Origin of the sequence: Streptomyces violaceusniger Tu 4113 (assembly GCF_000147815.2) — a bacterium.
Lineage (GTDB): Bacteria > Actinomycetota > Actinomycetes > Streptomycetales > Streptomycetaceae > Streptomyces > Streptomyces violaceusniger_A.
Window position 1 is genome coordinate 637,637 of the sequence record NC_015957.1, and the last position, 15,531, is coordinate 653,167.

Genomic DNA, 15,531 nt, shown 5'->3' on the forward strand with positions numbered 1-15,531 from the left:
TCACAGTCCCAACGTGGTCCGGGCGTTGGTCCACGCATCGGTGCAGTGCCGGGGCGATTCGCCCTTGGCCTGCGCGGCGGTGAACAGTCGCGCGATGTGGGCCTCGGTGAGGCAGCCGCACCGGCCGTGGGTGGAGAGCACGGCGAGGAAGGTCCGGTAGACGGTGGCATGGACCGCGCTGCGGGCCTCGGTGATGCGCTGCTCGGCCATGGCGATGCCACGGTCCAGGTAGGTGGGCGTGCGGTGGCGGCACGCGCCTTCCCCGGCCCATGCGGGCACGGTGACGGCGTGCGGCGCCTGCCGGACCGTGGAGGGCTCCTTCACGGCCAGGGCGCGCACGACCGCCGGCAGCGACGTCATGGTGCCGGTGCCGGGGCCGAGCCACCGGGCGTAGGCCATCGTGGACTTGATGTCCACGCCGTCACGGACGGCGTTTACGGAGCGCATGGCGCCCTGGTAGATCCAGTGCTCGCCGCGCGTCGTGGCGACGGTGCGGGTGGCGGGCAGCGTCTCGCGGGCCCACGCGACGGCCGCCGCGTTGTCGAGGTCGACAACGGTGAGGCCGGCGCCGCCGGGGTGGTAGGCCACCGTCAGGGCCTCCCGCCATGCCGGCGCCCACGCGGGCGAGGCGATGACGGACGGGTCGGTCGTGGCGGCGGCCCACGCGTGGCAGGGGTCGGGACAGATGCAGGGGCCGGGGGTCTTCATGTTCGGTCGGCCGCCACAGGCGTTCCTGGCGCAGGCCGGGCAGTTCCCGAAGGGCACCTTGCCCTTGCGCAGCGGCAGCACGGGCAGGCCCTCGGCCGCGAGCCGGAGGGCCGTGTGCAGGTGCCCGCTCATGCGGCTACCTCCCATCGGGTGGTGAGGAAGGCACGGCCGATCCACTGCGTGTAGGCGGGCGGGATGCATTCGCGGATGCCGTCGCGGTTCATCCACTCCACGCCCATCACACGGCGGGCCTGGCCGACGCCGGAGAAGTTGCCGATGTACTGGCCGTACCAGCCGGGCGGGACCGGGCGGCCCATCTTCGCCTGAGGCACGGTGTGCGCCGGGTGCTTCGTGGCCGTGAGGACGAGTCCGCCGCCGGGCTCGAAGTACCGGTGCCGGTAGGTGGCCAGCCCGAACATGGGCCCGCACAGCATCACCGGCCCGCGCAGCTTGGGCACCGCGCCGCGGACGTTTTCGATCACCCACGGGCGGCCGGTGGACTCCAGAGCGGCGCGGGTGGGGGCGATCAGGTCGGGATGGGCGTTGCCCTGGATTCGCTGGCACTCGCTGTCGTGCTGGCACGGCGGGGAGGCGTGGATGAAGTCGAACTCCGCACCGTGCTCGCGGATGAACGCCACCGCATCGGCCTGGATGAAGCGGAACGGATAGCGCGGTTGTGGGGCGAGATCGATGCCGGTCACGTCGAATCCGGCGAGGCGGTAGCCCATGCCGGCGCCGCCCTGGCAGCAGAACGCATCCAGCACCCGCGGGAGGCGGGATCGCCGGATCAGGGTCGGTTGAGTCATTCTGGGAGTACTCCTGTTCCTTGGGGACGGAGAAACCGCCCGGGGCGGCCCCGGTTCATTGGCGTGAGAGGGGGCCGCCCCGGGCGTTACTTGTTCTTGGGCTGGAAGAGCTTGAGGGTGATGCCGCCGACGCCGAGGGGGCCGGCGGTGGCTCCGGCGATGACGGTTGCGGTGTGGGCGGCGACGTCCATCAGCCAGCACAGGGCGGCGGCCAGTCCCCAGCCCCCGGCGACGACCGCTCCGGCGATGGCGAACGGGATCAGGACGCGCTGCCACGGGAAGCCGGTCGGGGTGGTGTCGTTGACGACGATGACGACCGGCTGTCCGGTGGCCTGTGCGCGCTGGTAGACGTCGGCGGGTATGTGCGGGGCCATCTGGCCGGGCGGGGTGTGCTGGCTCATTTCTGGCTCCCTCGGGGTGTGCCGCGGGCCCGCGCCGACAGGTGGCGCGGGCCCGTGCGGTGGGTGGTGTGCTTGTCGTCTTTCTTGTCGTGCGGCTTGTCGTCTGGCTTGTCGCTTGTCTTGTCTTGTCGCTTGTCGCCTCGCAGGTCACAAGCCATTTCCGGGCCTCCCAGCCCGTCCATGGGGCCTGTTGTGCGGTGCGTGCCGACAGGCGACAAGCGATCAGCTCTCGGGGGGCTGCCCGGGGGCGTGCTGGCGGTGGACGTAGCGGGCCTTGGTGCCCTCCCCGACACGCACGGCGGTCCCGTTCTCCACCCACGCCTTGAGCCAGCCGACGACCGTCTGACGGGTCGTGCCGTGGGTGTCGGCCAGCGCGCGGGCGATGGCCGATGCTCCAGTGCCCTCGGCGCCGGCGGCGAGCAGCAGCGCGAGCGCTTCCCGCTGCGCGGGGCTGTCCTGCTCGCCCCGCAGCGCCGACAGGTTCAGCCCACCCCGGTCGGCCGGGAGAGCGTCCGAGTCGGGGGCGCTCGGGTCGGGGGCGGTGGCGAACTGGGCATCGATCTCGGCCCGGAAACGGCGCAGCATCTCGTCTTCCGGCGAGTCCTGCCCGCTGTCCTGCTCGCCCCGCAGCGCGGACAGATTCAGCCCCGACCCTGATGGAGCGTTGTCGGTGCCCTCGTCGGTGCGGGGGGTGTGGTCGCGCATCCATCCGATGCGGTCAGCGTCCCAGCGGCGGGCGTAGGCGGGCCCGGCTGCCTTGGCGGACAGCGTGTCCAGGACGGGGTGCCGGTCGGATGTGGCGGCGATGATCTCCCTGATCTGGTTCGGCAGGACGCGCCAGGTCTTGAACAGCGCGGCCGGGGACTCCGGGGTGCCCATGAACCCTGACCCCTTGTAGGGGGCCTGGTCCACGCGCAGGCCGCGGGTGCCGGGGAACATCTTGCTCAGGTCCATGCCCTCGGTCTCGCCGCCGGTGAGTGCGACGCGGACCTTGGCTTCCCGGCGGATCATCAGATTGCCCAGGACGCTGCCGGTTGCTCCGAGCGCGGTCAGCACGGTGCGCAGACCCATGGCGCGGGCGATCCGGATGACTTCCAGGATCTTCTCGCCGAGCTTGCGCATCCGCCGGTCGGTGCTGGCCAGGATCTCCGCGCCCTCATCGATCACCAGCATGATCTGAGGGATGGCCGGGCTGATCGGCAGCAGGTCCGTATTCGCCTTGGCGAGCAGGTCCTGGTAGCCCATCTTGCGCTGCTTGGCGACCCGTACCGCCGCATCCAGCATGGTCACGGCTTCCTCGTAGGTACCGGCGAGCCAGTCCACCCCCGGCCGGACCGGCTTGCCCTCCGGGGTGCGGACCTCGCCGTTGAGGACGGGCAGGACCCAGGGCAGGCCCGCCGAGCCTGCGTTGAGGTCAATCACCCAGGTCAGCATGTCCTCCGCGCGGGCGAACCCGGCGAGGATCGCGTGCACCATGTTGGTCTTGCCCGATCCGGTCGGGCCGACGACCAGCGCGCACTGTTCCCGCAGGTACGCGCGGATCTGCTCGGCGTTCGTGCGGTAGCCCCACGGGATGCCCGTCATCACCGACAGCGGCCCGTAGTCGGCCGGGTAGGTGCGCTCTTCCTCCAGGACGTTGACCGTGGTCACGTCCATGATGGTCCGGCCCTGGTGGATGCCGGGGGCGGCGGTGGCGGTGCAGCCGTGCGGCAGCCGGGCATCTGCGGAGAGCTGCACGGAGTACTGGGCGATGCGGTCGTAGGTGATGCCGCCCTGCGGTTCCAGGTCCAGGGAGTACCCGGCACCGGTCTCCCACTTCTCCACGCCGAGCACGCGCACGGTGATGTTGCAGATCCGTCGGATCCGCTCCACCCATTCCGCGGCGATCTCCCGGCGCTCCGCGGAGAGTTCCTGCGCGATCTGGCGCTGCTCGGCCGCGAATGCCTCCTCTTCTCGCGCCTCCTCGAACAGGGCGGTGGAGCGGGCGGCGGCGCCGATCCCGACACCGATCGTGGCCAGGGACCCGAGGGCGGTCCAGGTGAGCGGGCCGTGGGTCATGGCCCAGGTGGTCCAGCCGGCCCCGACGAGCCAGGATGCGGCGCGGGTGGCCAGAGTGCGGCCGGCGTTGCGCACCCGCAGCCCGACGACGGTGTGGCCGAGGGCCCCGGCGGCGCCGACCCCGAGTGCCCAGCCGGGGGGCATGGAGGTGGCGGCGCCGGTGGTGGCGACGGCGAAGGCTCCGGTGGTCGCGGACAAGGCGCCGGTCACGGGTCCGTGACCGGCAGCCCAGTCCAGCACCGGGCCACTGCTGTGCTGTTTGGCGGTGGCGGTGGCGCTCATCTCAGACGTTCCAGCCCTTCTCTGCCTGGTTGCCGTTGCGGGGGTCCTCGTGGCGGGCGATGTCCTGGGCGTGGACCTGCCGGAACAGCGGGCCCATGTCCTCGGCGACGGCGACGGTGCTCATCAGGGCGCCGAAGATGTCGTTGAAGCCGGACGCGACCTCCTTCTCCAGCGGGAACTCGCTGTCGGAGCGCTCGGCGAGGATCTTCATCACATTGGCCACGCTGGTCAGCGCGGCCGGCAGCCCCTCGACCATGGCCAGGATCTCCATGGCGTTGTCGGGGTCGTAGGAGTTGGCGGCCTGCTCCATCTCGGCCGCGGTCTCTTCGAACTGGAAACCGGACACGTGCTCTCCTTCACTCACCTGAGGTGTGGTGCCGGTGGGAACCTTGGCCGCGGGCCGCTCCACGCTGTCCGCGACGTCTTCCGTGCCGTCCTGCGCGGCCTCCGCGTCGGCGGCGCCCTCCTGCTCGCGCAGGTGCTCGCGGGTGGTCTCGTCCCGTGCGGCGCGCTGCTCGGCTGCGGTGAGGACCAGGCGCCGGTACAGGCGGCGGCCGGGGTGCATCAGCCACGGGATGCCGAGCTTGCGGCCGAGCGGGGTGGTCAGGCAGCCCAGCAGGCCCACGGGCAGGGCGAGCAGGGCCGCCATCAGGCGACGCCCGTGGAAGCGGGCCGCGGACCGCCGAAGCGCCTTCCGGGCCGCCTTCCGGGCCGGGGCCTTGCGGACCGCCGCCCGCTGCGCCGCCACATTGGCGCCGGTCTTGGCGTCCCGCCGGGCGCGGTTCTTGTCGATGGCCGCATCCCGCGCGGCGCGGGCCTTGCGGACGGCACCACCCAGCAGGCCACCGCCGGAGGCCCCGCGCTTGCCCAGCCGGTTGGTGCCGACGGCGGCTTTGGCGTTGCGGCGGGCGTCGGCGACCGCGCGGCGGGCCGCGGAGGTCTGCGCCCGCTGGTCCGCGCGGGATCCGGCCCTAGCCTGCTGCGACGCCCGCAGGCTCCGTATCTGCCCGATGCGACCGGCGCTCTTCCCCGCGCCGCCGGGCGAGTGCTTGGACGCGCCGTGTCCGGCCTTGCCGAGGGTCTTACCGCTGGTGGACGCGCCACCATGGCGAGCAGCGGGGCCGTTGCCGGAGCGGTTCCGGCCCGGCATACCGCCCGAGCGGCCCGTACGGGTGCCGCCCGAACGGTTCCCCGTCCGGCCACCGCCGAACGCGCCGCTGCGGTGCAGGCCCGCGCTACGGCCAGCAGCGCGGGCGGTGGCCCGGCGGGCATTCCGGCGGGGGTTGGGCTTGCGGGAGCGGGCGGCGGCCACCGTGGCCAGGACCACGGCGCCGGTGGCGGCGACCATGGCGCCGACCGGTCCGCCGACCAGGCCGGCGGACGCGACCGCGCCGATGGTGGTGTTCGCGCCGGTCATCGCCAGCGGCACCACCGGCCACCCGCCCGGCGTGTGCTCCACCCCGGACGCAGCGGCGGGGGCCGGGGCGGGTGTCGGCTCAGGCGGTTTCTCGACCGGCGGTGCGGCAGTGGCCTGAGGGGCCGCTACCGCTTCGGTGCTGGTGTCGGTCATGCTGACAGCACTCCTTGTCTGAAGGGAGAGCAGCGCCCGGACGCACGCTTTGGCCGGCCGCGTCCGGGCGACTGCTGAAAAGGGAGTTGGGGGCGGGTCCTACTGGTGACGCGGGTGGGCGGCGGCGATCTCCTGCCACCGGTCAGCCGGACCATGAAGTCGCAACCGCGCCGGGGTGAATCGGTCCGTACTCGCCGCTCAGAGCCCGTTGGGCTCCAGCGAGAAGAACATGACGTTCGCGTCCGCCAGCTCCGGGTGCGCCTGCGTGATCTCCTTGCGCAGCACCTCGTAGAGGTCGGCCCGGGTGTCACCGGGACGGGGCGTGAAGGTATTGGCGAACGTCGCGCTGATGAAGCCCCCACCGTGCGGCTTCTGCAGGGTCAGGACGAAGTGGTGCGAGCCCTGCTGCTGAGCGGCCGGGCCGGTGGTCTGCTGAGCTTGGGTGGTCACTGCGGGTTTCTCCCTGTCGCATCGGGTTGATCGGGCGGCGCGCGGCTTCTTGGTGGGCTGCGGCCGTGTGGGATGTCGAGATCAGCGCGCCGGGTCTGCTCGCCGGGTCTGCGAAAGGTGCCGCTCGCCGGGGCTCACCGGGTCTGCTTCACTGGTGCGGTCGACTGCTTCCGGCAGTCGCAATGAGGGCCAGCCCAATTGCCCTGGGCTGGCCCTCATTGGTGGTGCCGGACGCTTCTCAGGCGCCGGTTTCCTCGTGGGACATCAGCGAGCCCCACGCCCGGCGCACCCGCTGTTCCCCGCCGACGAAACCGGCCTCGCGGAAGGCGGCCACGGCCTGGCGGTAGGAAAGGGGCGGGTCGTCGGTGTAGCGCAGGTGCCGCAGGACGACCACGAGCTGTGAATCGCTCAGCGGCTCCCCCACAACCGGCGTAGGCACGCTGGCGACAGCCGCGATCTCCTCCAGCGTCACGGGCGTCTCCGGCGGGGCCGTCACGGGCGTGACGCCCTTCGGCGGCACGGTCTCCAGTTCGGGCGTGACCTGCGTGTCTTCCTCCGTCACGGGCGGCGTCACGCCCGTCATGGGGGGTGTGACGCCCTCCTCATCCCCGCCCTCGACAGGAAGCGGCGCCGGGGCGGGCGTGACGCCGTGGGCAGAAGGCGTGACGGGCGTGACGGGCAGGGCGAACATGCCCGCAAGCGCCGCGTCCGCGCCGGTCGTCATCCGTCCGCGCTGGACGTCGACCAGGTTCGCCCCGAGCAGGGCATCACCCGCGCCGACCTTCTTCGCCAGCTTCCACGACTCCAACTCCGAGCCGTCGCGGGCCTTCTTCTTGGGGTGGTTGGCGGCGCGGGCGCGGTGGTAGGCGAGCCGCTGCATCACGGCCGCGTTCCGGCGCTGCGATTCGGCGTCCACGCCGGTGCGGTAGACCACGATCCGGCGGGCCAGCAGGCCCATGCCCTCCGCGGAGACGCACATGGCCATGGGCGTGACTGCGAACACCACCGCCTCCGTGGTCGACTGAGCGACCGCGGCGCCGGTCACCGAGGCCACCGCCGGCAGCGTCCACAGCCCGATCCGCACGGCAGCCGGGGCCGACTGCCCCAGCATGGTCAAACCGACCAGGACCAGCGCCAGCACCAGCGTCGCGCCTTCACCGGCCGCGACTACGCCGAGCGCGGTGGCCGACCGGTGGAAGACGGATGTGATGTTGCTGTAGGTGCCGACTGCGCCCAGGCCGCCGAAGGCGACCATGGGCACTGCGGTGGCGCACAGGACGATCGTCTGGCCCCTGGTCAGGGGCCTTTCCGGGGTGTCGTTCATTGGGAGCTCCTGGTTCTCGAAGAGGGGTTAGGCGGTGGCCTGTTCCTCGGTGGCGATGCACAGGCCGCAGATGCCGCGCGAGCGCGGTATGCAGTAGCCGACATCGAGCCGGCAGCGGGGGCAGGTCCGGCGGGCGAGCATCGCCAGCGCCAGCGCGCCCCATTTGCGGGAGGTCATCGGCCGGACCTGTTTGGCCCGGTCGATGCGGTAGAGGTAGGCAACCCGCACTTCCCCCGTGCGGCGGTTGACCCGCATCACCTGCGCTGCGATCGGCTGTCCGCCGGGGCGCAGGCCGCGGGCCCGTAACTGCCGCCTGGTGGCCAACCTGTCATCCGGCGCATAGCGCCAGGGGTACGTCGGGATCCCCCAGCGGGCGCCGGCCGGGTCGAAGCACTTGCCGAACGCCGGCGACATCAGACCGCCGCCTCAACCTGCACCGAAGCGGGAACGTCGCCGTAGCCGACCAGCTCCAGCTCAGCACCCGCGTAGGTGGTCGCCGTACGCAGGACCTGGGTACGGCCGTCACGCTGTACCCGATGGCTCACGTCCTCCGGCGCGATGCCAAGTGCCTCGCGCCACGCCTCGAAACCGGGAAGGTCGGAGTGGAGCGACAGCTCCAACCGCTTCGGGTAGATGGGCGAAACGCTCACGGTCGGCGCCGGAAGGTGCCCGAAGTCCGCAGCCAGCAGACGCAGCGTGCGCAGCGGTACGACCAGGTCGTCAAACGCCAGACCCTCGCTCATGCCGCAACCGCCGTCCGCACCGCAGGGCGCCGCACCGATCGGCGCGGGCGCCGACCGGCCGGCCGCCTGCCCTTCATCGGACCGGTGCGCAGCAGCGCGGTCGCGTACGCCGCGGCCTCCGGGTCCGACTCGCGCAGCTCCGCGAGCACCGCGCGGGCCACGTCCAGACGCGCCCTGCGGTCGTCCTCAGTCTCCGCGGCCGAACCGGTGAACAGCTCCAAGTCGATACCGAACGCCAACTCCGCGAAATCCTTCGCGGTAACGGCCTCATGACCAGCAACGATGCACTTCATTGGGGCGTACTCCTCTCGGATGGAAACGGCCCAAAACAGCGGCGCCGGTGCTGCAACACCGGCGCCGCGGGCCGTTCTGTGGGTGGGGCAGCGGCCTTCAGCCGTGCTTCGCGCGAGCGTTGTCCTCGCTGCGCCGGTTGGCCTCAGCGGCTTTGCGGGCCAGTTCCTCCCGCTGGGCCTCGGTGAGCCGGACGACGGCGCTAGGTATGCCGATACGCTTGTTCATCAGGACCGTTCTCCTGTTCATGGCAGGTGTGGTCTCAGGCCCCGTCCGGTGTTCCAGCACCGTGCGGGGCCGCTGTGCGTGGAGGGCTGACGCTCTCCCCTCACCGCCCGTTCGAGACGGGCGGATCGGGCAGTTGTCAGCTCTGCTGTCTCGCCTTCGGGAGCGTGCTCCCGCTTCAGGCACGCGAGACGTTGACCTTTCGGTCTTGCCCTCCGGTTGACCAGGGGTCCGGGTCCCTCGGCCCGCTCTGTCCCGGGCCCCTTTTGGCATGGCGCAGCAGCCCCGCCCCCGAAGGGTTCGGGCTGGCTTGCGGCCACATCCATAGACTGGACCGGTGGACCGGTCCAGTCAACCTCTTCGGGTGGGATTCGATTGCGGTTCATCGCATCTCTGCTGGTGAGGGCTGCTTTTTGGGAACAAAAAAGCTGGACCGGCGGACCGGTCCAGCCCCTTCTGTCGTGCGTGACGGCTACATCGCGTAGGTCTCTTCCCGCTCGTAGAGAGGGCTCGGCGTGACCCCTTCCTCGCAGACCAGCGGGCGCCCCTCTTGGTCGTACGCCGTGTGCAGCACGACCGCCACCGGGGTTGGGTCCGACAGACCCAAGTGCTCCGCCTCGACCTCCGTCGCCAGACGCACCCTTGTGACGTCCGTCCCCTCCACGGGGAACCGGCCGGTCTGCCGACGCACGTACCGCGTCGTGCCCTCCGCAATGGGAGCGGTCTGGGCCAGGCGGGGCGCCGCATCCGCCACCTCGGGCGGGAACCACGCCACCGCATAGCTGTGAGGGCTGCCGTCGGGAAGCTGCATCACGCGCACCCGGCGAAGTGCCTCCGTGTCGCCGTCCATCCGAAGCGCCTCGGCCACATGTGCCGGAGGCGTCGCCCAGTCGGGGGCACCCACGCGCAGGAACGGCATGCCGCCGGTCACGCGCGCCGAACCGGCCCGGCGCCCGCCCGCCGGCCGTCCCACGGGGGTCTCGGTGACGATGAACCCCGTGCCCTGCTTGGCCTCTACCACACCGTCGTTTCGCAGCACGTCCATGGCCTTGACGGCAGTGGCCCGTGACACGGACCACTGCTCGGCCAGATCCCGTCCCGATGGGACGATCTCGCCCGGCCCGAACTCACCCGCTGCGATCCGGGACCGCAGGGATTCCGCGATTTCCTCGTACTTCAGCAGCGCCATGGCTCCCCTTGTCAGGTCCGTACTGGACTGGTCCACCGGTACACAGCATACTGCCCTCATGCCGAAACCAGAGCTGGCCCTAGCACCGGAGATCGAACACTTCTACTCACAGGTCATCGACGAGAACGCCCGGCTGAGCATGTCGGCAGACGGGCGGCTGGAACTCATCCGCACCCAGGAGATCCTGCGCCGTTTCCTCCCACCGGCCCCGGCGCGCGTCCTCGACGTGGGGGGAGGCACAGGCGCGCACGCACGGTGGCTGATCGAAGATGGCTACAAGGTCGAGCTGATTGACCCCGTGGCCCGACACGTCGAGCAGGCTGCGACGATCTGCCCCGCAACGCAGGGCGACGCGCGAGCGCTGGACGCGACAGACGCGAGCTACGACGTCGTGCAGCTCCTTGGCCCGCTCTACCATCTGCCCGACCCGGAAGACCGCCGCCAGACCCTCTCGGAGGCGCGGCGCGTGGTGAAGCCGGGGGGACTGGTCGCCGCGGCGGGCATCAACCGGTATGCCTCCCTCTTCGAGCACGTCAGCTACGCCCACCTACACACCGACCGTCTACAGACGGCCATCTCCAAGATCCTCCGCACCGCTGTACACGACGGCAAAGGCTTCACCCTGGCCTACTTCCACCGTGCCGAGGAACTGGCCGGCGAACTGCGTGCGGCGGGGCTGACCGACGTCGAGGTGTTCGGGATCGAGGGCCCCGCATGGTCGTTGCTCAAGGCAGTGGAGCAGCAGCCCGGGGAAGGGCCTACGGACGACCTGTTCGCCTCCGCGCTGACAGCCGCGCGGATGGCTGAGCCCTACCCCGAACTGCTCGCGGCCAGCTCTCATCTTCTCGCCGTCGGAAGAGCCTCTGACGGCGATATGTGACGGTGAAGTGAATGCGCGTCGTCACCGATAGGAACTGGTCGGCGGGTGCATGGTCAGGACAACATGTTACTGAAGTCCAGACTGAATCCCGGGATTGTACGGCGCGCATTCGCATGTCCTATAGCCGTCCCGATCGCTGTGTTCAGATAGCCGGCTAGCCCGAGCTCCTTGCCGCGCCGAATTGGTTCCTCAAGCTCCGGGCTACTCGAAATCAACATTTCCTCGATCTCGTGATCCTGGAGTCGCGTTGTGGTTAAGGCATGAAGTGCCGCATCTGCAAGATCTTGCGCTTCATGAGTGTCGATTAGCGCCTGGAGACCCATCTTGGTTCCGGCGTCAATCTGATAGCGACCTTCGTTTGAGTTAATCAGCCGCACGAGCGGTGAGGATATGAGGTGATCGGCATGCATCAATTCCTTTTCCGTGAACCCTCTGCTGAAGAGTCCGGGGTAATTCATGCCCATGGATTGCCCAGGTGGCAAAGTGCCAGCGGCGTGAATGAGGCAGCCGAGGCCAGCTAGGTAGTCCAAGTCTGAGGGGTGTACGGCAGTGAGATCGCTAGCGAATGGATGGATAGCGCGAGCGAGTGAGTCGGCTACCTCTTCCACGCTTGAGAGCTCACCGAAGCTGACCTCTTTCACCATCATGTTGAAGGACAGCAGAGCGAAGAGTTCTTTTGAAAGATTCTCCGCCACTTCAAGGGACTTCTTTAAAGCTAGCTGTGCTGTATTTCTCCTATCGTTCAGATGGATCCGATCAACGAGGAGCTCTACTAGGACATCCCCGAGATCAGGATCGCCAGTTTTTGCATACCCCGACTGTGCGGTGAGGAGGGAGGATTGAACGCCCGGATCCCGCATGGCTGCCAGGACTGGGAGGGACTTCTCCTGTACTGCTTCGAGGAATACGTTGGTCAGTTCCTCTGCTCGGATGCGAGCCAACTCGTGCGCATCTTGTGCCAGTAGTTCAAAGTTTTTCTCAAAAACTTCCATGGCTGCGTCTTTGGCTATCTCCTTGGCGTCGCTATATCCGATGCCGAAATTGATGTCGCCCATGGCCTGAAAGTTATTGGAATCATTTCCTGCCGACTGCCGCTGGGTCTTCCATCTCCTCATTGGCGCCCAAACTGGTTATTGTCGCCGATGTTTATGTCTTTTCCGCTCTGGAAGTTAACCGAGTTGTCCCCGCTGTGCTGGGACTGTCGTGGAGCTCCGTTCCGTGTGCTCTGCTGGGGCGCCCTAAGTAGCTGATGCCCCCCGATCGACACGCCGAACAAGCCGAAAAGTGTACCGAGGATCCCGGCTAGCAGGGCGGCCTTCTCTAGGCCGAGCCAGATGCTGATCCCGATGATGACGATTCCGACGGCGACGGTTGCGCCCCAAAGTATTCGGTGCTGAGTGCTTGCCACAGAGCAAGTTTCCAGCAGTAGACCAGCCTTGTCAGCCGTGTCGGTGACCGAACGCACATGTCGTCGAAGTCCGGTCCCTCACCACGCGGTTGGGAATGGGGCAGGTGTGGGGCACTCCATGGCCACGGAGGCGTTCCCGCTGGTCAACGGCTGAGCGATGCGCGGACTGTAAATCCGTCGGCTTAGCCTACCCAGGTTCGAATCCTGGCGCCGCCACAGTGGAAAACGGCCCCTGACTGCGGAAACGCAGTCAGGGGCCGTTGTCGTCGGCAAACAGGGATGGTTCCCGGAATGGGTGGTCCATCCCGCTATGTCTCGCTCGGTCTCGTGTGCTGACCGCTGTGTGTGGGGCGCGTGACCGCTACGGAGTTCACGCCCGGGTTCAGTCACAGCGAGAGCAGGCGTGACGCAGGTCATACGGATTGGACGCCCAGCGTGATGCCTGCTGCTCCGGCCTGAACGCCGTCTTTCGGGACCGTAGGGCGTACGGCGCTGAGACCGTTTCACCAGAGGAAGACCGGAATGTTGATTCGGTCGGCCCGAGACCTAGTCATCCGCCGTGTTCGCCAGAAAGGTCAGGTTGACATCGATGAGGCGCTCAAGTGTTTCTCTGGCGGTGGTCAGGCTGTCAATTGTGGAGGAAAGGCGGGTTCGCTCCTGATTCATTACGGTCAAGGCTTGCTGGGCTCTGTCCATGTTGGGCTCTGTCATGCAGGGGACCATCTGAAGGATGGTCCTGCTGGACATTCCGGCGGCCAGGAATGTCTGAATCAGCGCCACCCGCTGGACATGATCGTCGCCATAGCACCGCTGACCACTGGGGGACCTTGTGCTGACCAGCAAGCCTTGCTGCTCGTAGTAGCGCAGTGATCGACGGCTCGCCCCTGTCCGGGCGGACAGTTCACCGATCCGCATCTCAACCCCTTGTGTGCATTGGGTCACAGCGACTTGCCCTTGACATCGATGTGAGCGTTTAGCTTAACCCCATGGCTCGCGAGCCGTCGTCGTCCAGGGCATCCGGTCGCCCACCTCTCGCGTCCGCGAGCACGAAAGGGAGAAGTTCGTGATCAAGTTCGCCTTCATGATCAACCGTATCGATGGAATGGCCGTCGAGGAATTCGTCGAGCATCACCGAAACCGTCATGCCCCGTTGTTCACCTCCATTCCGGAAGCACGGCAGTACGTGAAGAAGTACACCGTCTCCCACCCGGTGACCGCCGAAGGCTATCCGGCTCCCGCCTACGATGGCCTCACCGAAATCTGGTTTGAAAGCTGGACGGATCACGACGCCTTCTTCGCTTCCAAGAATTACAAGGAGTTGGTGAACCCGGACGAGAGCAGGTTCATCGATATGAATTCGGTGGCGGTAATGGTCACTGAAGAAAGGGTTGTGATCTAGCCCGTTGGGGCTGCGCGCCGCATGCCGCAGGCGCCGCCACCGTGGAAAACGGCCCCTGACTGCGGAAACGCAGTCAGGGGCCGTTTGCTGTGTTCAGGGTGGAGCGGGGGCGCGGCCTTGCGCCGGGCCTAGGACTGGGGGCCGGTCCAGGTGAAGGTGGCGGAGGCCCGGGCGGGGAGCTGGTAGCTGAAGGACTGGCTGCCCCAGTTGACCTTCAGGGTCTGCTGGCTGCCGGTGTCGTTGTAGGCGATCAGCGCCTTGGAGCCGTCCGGGTTCTTCCAGGCCACGTTCGGCACCGTGGAGCTGGCGCTGGAGTCGATGCGGCGGGCTCCGGGCTTCACGAACTTCGTGAGGTGGCCCATCGTGTAGTACTCGACCGTGTAGTCCACCCGGCCGCTCTGGCCGTCGCCGTTGTGCACGGCGACCAGGCCGGTGCAGGTGTCGCAGCCGCCGTTGTGCGGGCCCTTGTTCTGGTCGACGGCGAGGCTCCACTTGATCCAGCTCTTGCCCCAGTTGCGGGTGTAGTCGATCAGGTTGTGCATGTCCTCCTGCTGCTGATTGGCGACCCAGGTGCCGCCGGAGTGCTCGGTGTCGAAGGCGTCCACGTTCGGGTACTGGTTGTGGACGGTCGTCTGCTGGCCGACGTTGCCGCCGTAGCCGTGCCAGGCGATGCCGCCGAAGTTCGGGTGGTTGCGGACGGCGGCGTCGTCCACGACGGGCGCACCGAAGCCCGCCCACTGGTCCCAGTTCCAGTCGAGGGCGAGCACCTTGGTCTTCAGGCCCGCGTTCGCCAGCTTGGGCAGCAGCTCACTCTTCGTGAAGTAGTTGAGCCCGGAGCCGTTCCACTGCATCGACGGGTAGCCGGCGCAGCAGGTGGGCTCGTTCTGCACGGTCACGTAGTCGATCGGCACACCCCGGCTCTGGTACTCCTGGATGTACTTCACGAAGTAGTTCGCGTACGTGCCGTAGTACTGCGCCTCCAGCCAGCCCTGGTTGAGCTGGTCGTTGTCCTTCATCCAGGCCGGGGCGGTCCAGGGCGAGGCCATGACCTTCAGCGCCGGGTTGAGCTGCCTGGCCTGCTTGGTCAGCGGCAGGACGTCGGCCAGGTCGTGGTTGATGGAGAACCTGGCGAGGCCGGGGTCGGTCTGCCCGGCCGGCACATCGTCGAAGGTGTAACCGAAGCGGGCCAGGTCGGAGCCGCCGAGCGGGTTGCGCAGGAAGCTCACCCCGATGCCGTCCGTGGGCGAGAAGAGCTTGCGCATCACCTCGTCGCGGGTGCTCTGGCTCAGTGCGCCGCTGCTGTTGAACAGCCATGCGGCGGTGTCCGTGAACGACGCCCCGGCGCCCGAGAACTCCTGATACATCCTGGATTCGTCGACGGTGACACTGCCGCCCCCGCCCGAGCCGAACCGGATGGGCGCCTGCTGTTCCAGGCCCTTCACGACGGTGCGGCCGTCGGAGCCGGAGGTGGTGGTCAGATAGACGTTGACGCTCTCGCCGGCCCTGACCGAGCCGGTGTCGGCGGTCGTGGCGTCGGCCGGGGAGGTCAGCCATGGGCCGGCGGCCACGGCGACCGCGGCCAGGGCGCTCACCAGGGCGGTGCGCGTGGTACGAGGGGATCTGGATCTGACGGATCTCATGAAACCGATGCCTTTCCTGTGCGGACAGGCTCGGGCCGGTGCGGTCACGGCCGGAGAGAAGGAAGGGGAAACTCCGGTGACCGGTGTGTTCACGGCAACGGAGCGGCGGAGCGGCGGAGCAGCGAAGCACCGGTGTGTTCACGGTGCTCGGTGACTG

17 protein-coding genes and 1 tRNA gene are annotated in these 15,531 nt (G+C 68.5%); 3 read left to right on the plus strand and 15 right to left on the minus strand.

Features of this window, described 5'->3' with window-relative positions; all coding sequences use genetic code 11:
- The 12 genes from STRVI_RS02870 to STRVI_RS02920 form a co-directional block, all read right to left on the minus strand.
- Window positions 1-840 carry a bifunctional DNA primase/polymerase gene (locus tag STRVI_RS02870; RefSeq protein WP_014054115.1) on the minus strand — a complete coding sequence of 280 codons (840 nt, stop codon included), beginning with the start codon at window positions 838-840 and terminating at the stop codon, window positions 1-3.
- On the minus strand, window positions 837-1,514 hold the full coding sequence (locus STRVI_RS02875) for a class I SAM-dependent methyltransferase (protein WP_014054116.1): 678 nt from the start codon (window positions 1,512-1,514) through the stop codon (window positions 837-839). The genes STRVI_RS02870 and STRVI_RS02875 overlap by 4 nt, the downstream gene beginning before the upstream one ends.
- An 86-nt stretch (window positions 1,515-1,600) precedes the next feature.
- Window positions 1,601-1,915, minus strand: a complete 315-nt coding sequence (locus STRVI_RS02880) for a hypothetical protein (protein WP_014054117.1) — start codon at window positions 1,913-1,915, stop codon at window positions 1,601-1,603.
- A 222-nt stretch (window positions 1,916-2,137) separates the two neighbouring features.
- A complete protein-coding gene (locus STRVI_RS02885; protein ID WP_014054119.1) occupies window positions 2,138-4,255 on the minus strand; it encodes a hypothetical protein in 2,118 nt (705 codons plus the stop codon).
- Window position 4,256: 1 nt separating this feature from the next.
- Entirely contained in the window at window positions 4,257-5,825 is a 1,569-nt protein-coding gene (locus tag STRVI_RS02890) for a hypothetical protein (protein WP_014054120.1), read from the minus strand.
- Window positions 5,826-6,023: 198 nt separating this feature from the next.
- The gene (locus STRVI_RS02895; protein ID WP_014054121.1) at window positions 6,024-6,275 is read right to left on the minus strand and encodes a hypothetical protein; all 252 of its coding nucleotides are present in this window, start codon (window positions 6,273-6,275) and stop codon (window positions 6,024-6,026) included.
- A gap of 238 nt (window positions 6,276-6,513) precedes the next feature.
- The gene (locus STRVI_RS02900) at window positions 6,514-7,599 is read right to left on the minus strand and encodes a hypothetical protein (RefSeq protein WP_014054122.1); all 1,086 of its coding nucleotides are present in this window, start codon (window positions 7,597-7,599) and stop codon (window positions 6,514-6,516) included.
- A gap of 27 nt (window positions 7,600-7,626) precedes the next feature.
- On the minus strand, window positions 7,627-8,013 hold the full coding sequence (locus STRVI_RS02905) for an RRQRL motif-containing zinc-binding protein (protein ID WP_014054123.1): 387 nt from the start codon (window positions 8,011-8,013) through the stop codon (window positions 7,627-7,629).
- A complete protein-coding gene (locus STRVI_RS02910) occupies window positions 8,013-8,342 on the minus strand; it encodes a hypothetical protein (protein WP_014054124.1) in 330 nt (109 codons plus the stop codon). Before STRVI_RS02910 ends, STRVI_RS02905 begins: the two co-directional genes overlap by 1 nt.
- Window positions 8,339-8,635 (minus strand): hypothetical protein, encoded by a 297-nt coding sequence (locus tag STRVI_RS02915; protein WP_014054125.1) that lies wholly within the window; start codon window positions 8,633-8,635, stop codon window positions 8,339-8,341. Before STRVI_RS02915 ends, STRVI_RS02910 begins: the two co-directional genes overlap by 4 nt.
- Window positions 8,636-8,732: 97 nt before the next feature.
- Window positions 8,733-8,861, minus strand: a complete 129-nt coding sequence (locus STRVI_RS55485; protein ID WP_014054126.1) for a hypothetical protein — start codon at window positions 8,859-8,861, stop codon at window positions 8,733-8,735.
- 469 nt (window positions 8,862-9,330) lie between these two features.
- Window positions 9,331-10,047, minus strand: coding sequence for a GntR family transcriptional regulator (locus tag STRVI_RS02920; RefSeq protein ID WP_014054127.1), 717 nt, complete (start codon window positions 10,045-10,047; stop codon window positions 9,331-9,333).
- A gap of 58 nt (window positions 10,048-10,105) precedes the next feature.
- On the opposite strand from STRVI_RS02920, the gene STRVI_RS02925 reads away from it, so the two are divergent.
- The gene (locus tag STRVI_RS02925) at window positions 10,106-10,927 is read left to right on the plus strand and encodes a class I SAM-dependent methyltransferase (RefSeq protein WP_014054128.1); all 822 of its coding nucleotides are present in this window, start codon (window positions 10,106-10,108) and stop codon (window positions 10,925-10,927) included.
- 53 nt (window positions 10,928-10,980) lie between these two features.
- On the opposite strand, the gene STRVI_RS51965 is transcribed toward STRVI_RS02925, so the two are convergent.
- Complete coding sequence (locus STRVI_RS51965) at window positions 10,981-11,982, minus strand: LPO_1073/Vpar_1526 family protein (protein WP_150112878.1); 1,002 nt, start codon at window positions 11,980-11,982, stop codon at window positions 10,981-10,983.
- 479 nt (window positions 11,983-12,461) lie between these two features.
- On the opposite strand from STRVI_RS51965, the gene STRVI_RS51970 reads away from it, so the two are divergent.
- Window positions 12,462-12,551 (plus strand) — tRNA-Tyr (locus STRVI_RS51970).
- A gap of 330 nt (window positions 12,552-12,881) precedes the next feature.
- Here the strand turns inward: STRVI_RS51970 and STRVI_RS02930 are convergent.
- Window positions 12,882-13,250, minus strand: coding sequence for a MerR family transcriptional regulator (locus STRVI_RS02930; protein ID WP_014054130.1), 369 nt, complete (start codon window positions 13,248-13,250; stop codon window positions 12,882-12,884).
- A 148-nt stretch (window positions 13,251-13,398) separates the two neighbouring features.
- Here STRVI_RS02930 and STRVI_RS02935 point away from each other — a divergent pair, with 148 nt between their 5' ends.
- On the plus strand, window positions 13,399-13,734 hold the full coding sequence (locus STRVI_RS02935; RefSeq protein WP_014054131.1) for an EthD domain-containing protein: 336 nt from the start codon (window positions 13,399-13,401) through the stop codon (window positions 13,732-13,734).
- Window positions 13,735-13,862: 128 nt separating this feature from the next.
- Here the strand turns inward: STRVI_RS02935 and STRVI_RS02940 are convergent, their stop codons facing one another.
- On the minus strand, window positions 13,863-15,374 hold the full coding sequence (locus STRVI_RS02940) for a glycoside hydrolase family 30 protein (RefSeq protein ID WP_014054132.1): 1,512 nt from the start codon (window positions 15,372-15,374) through the stop codon (window positions 13,863-13,865).
- Between the last annotated feature and the right edge of the window lie 157 nt (window positions 15,375-15,531).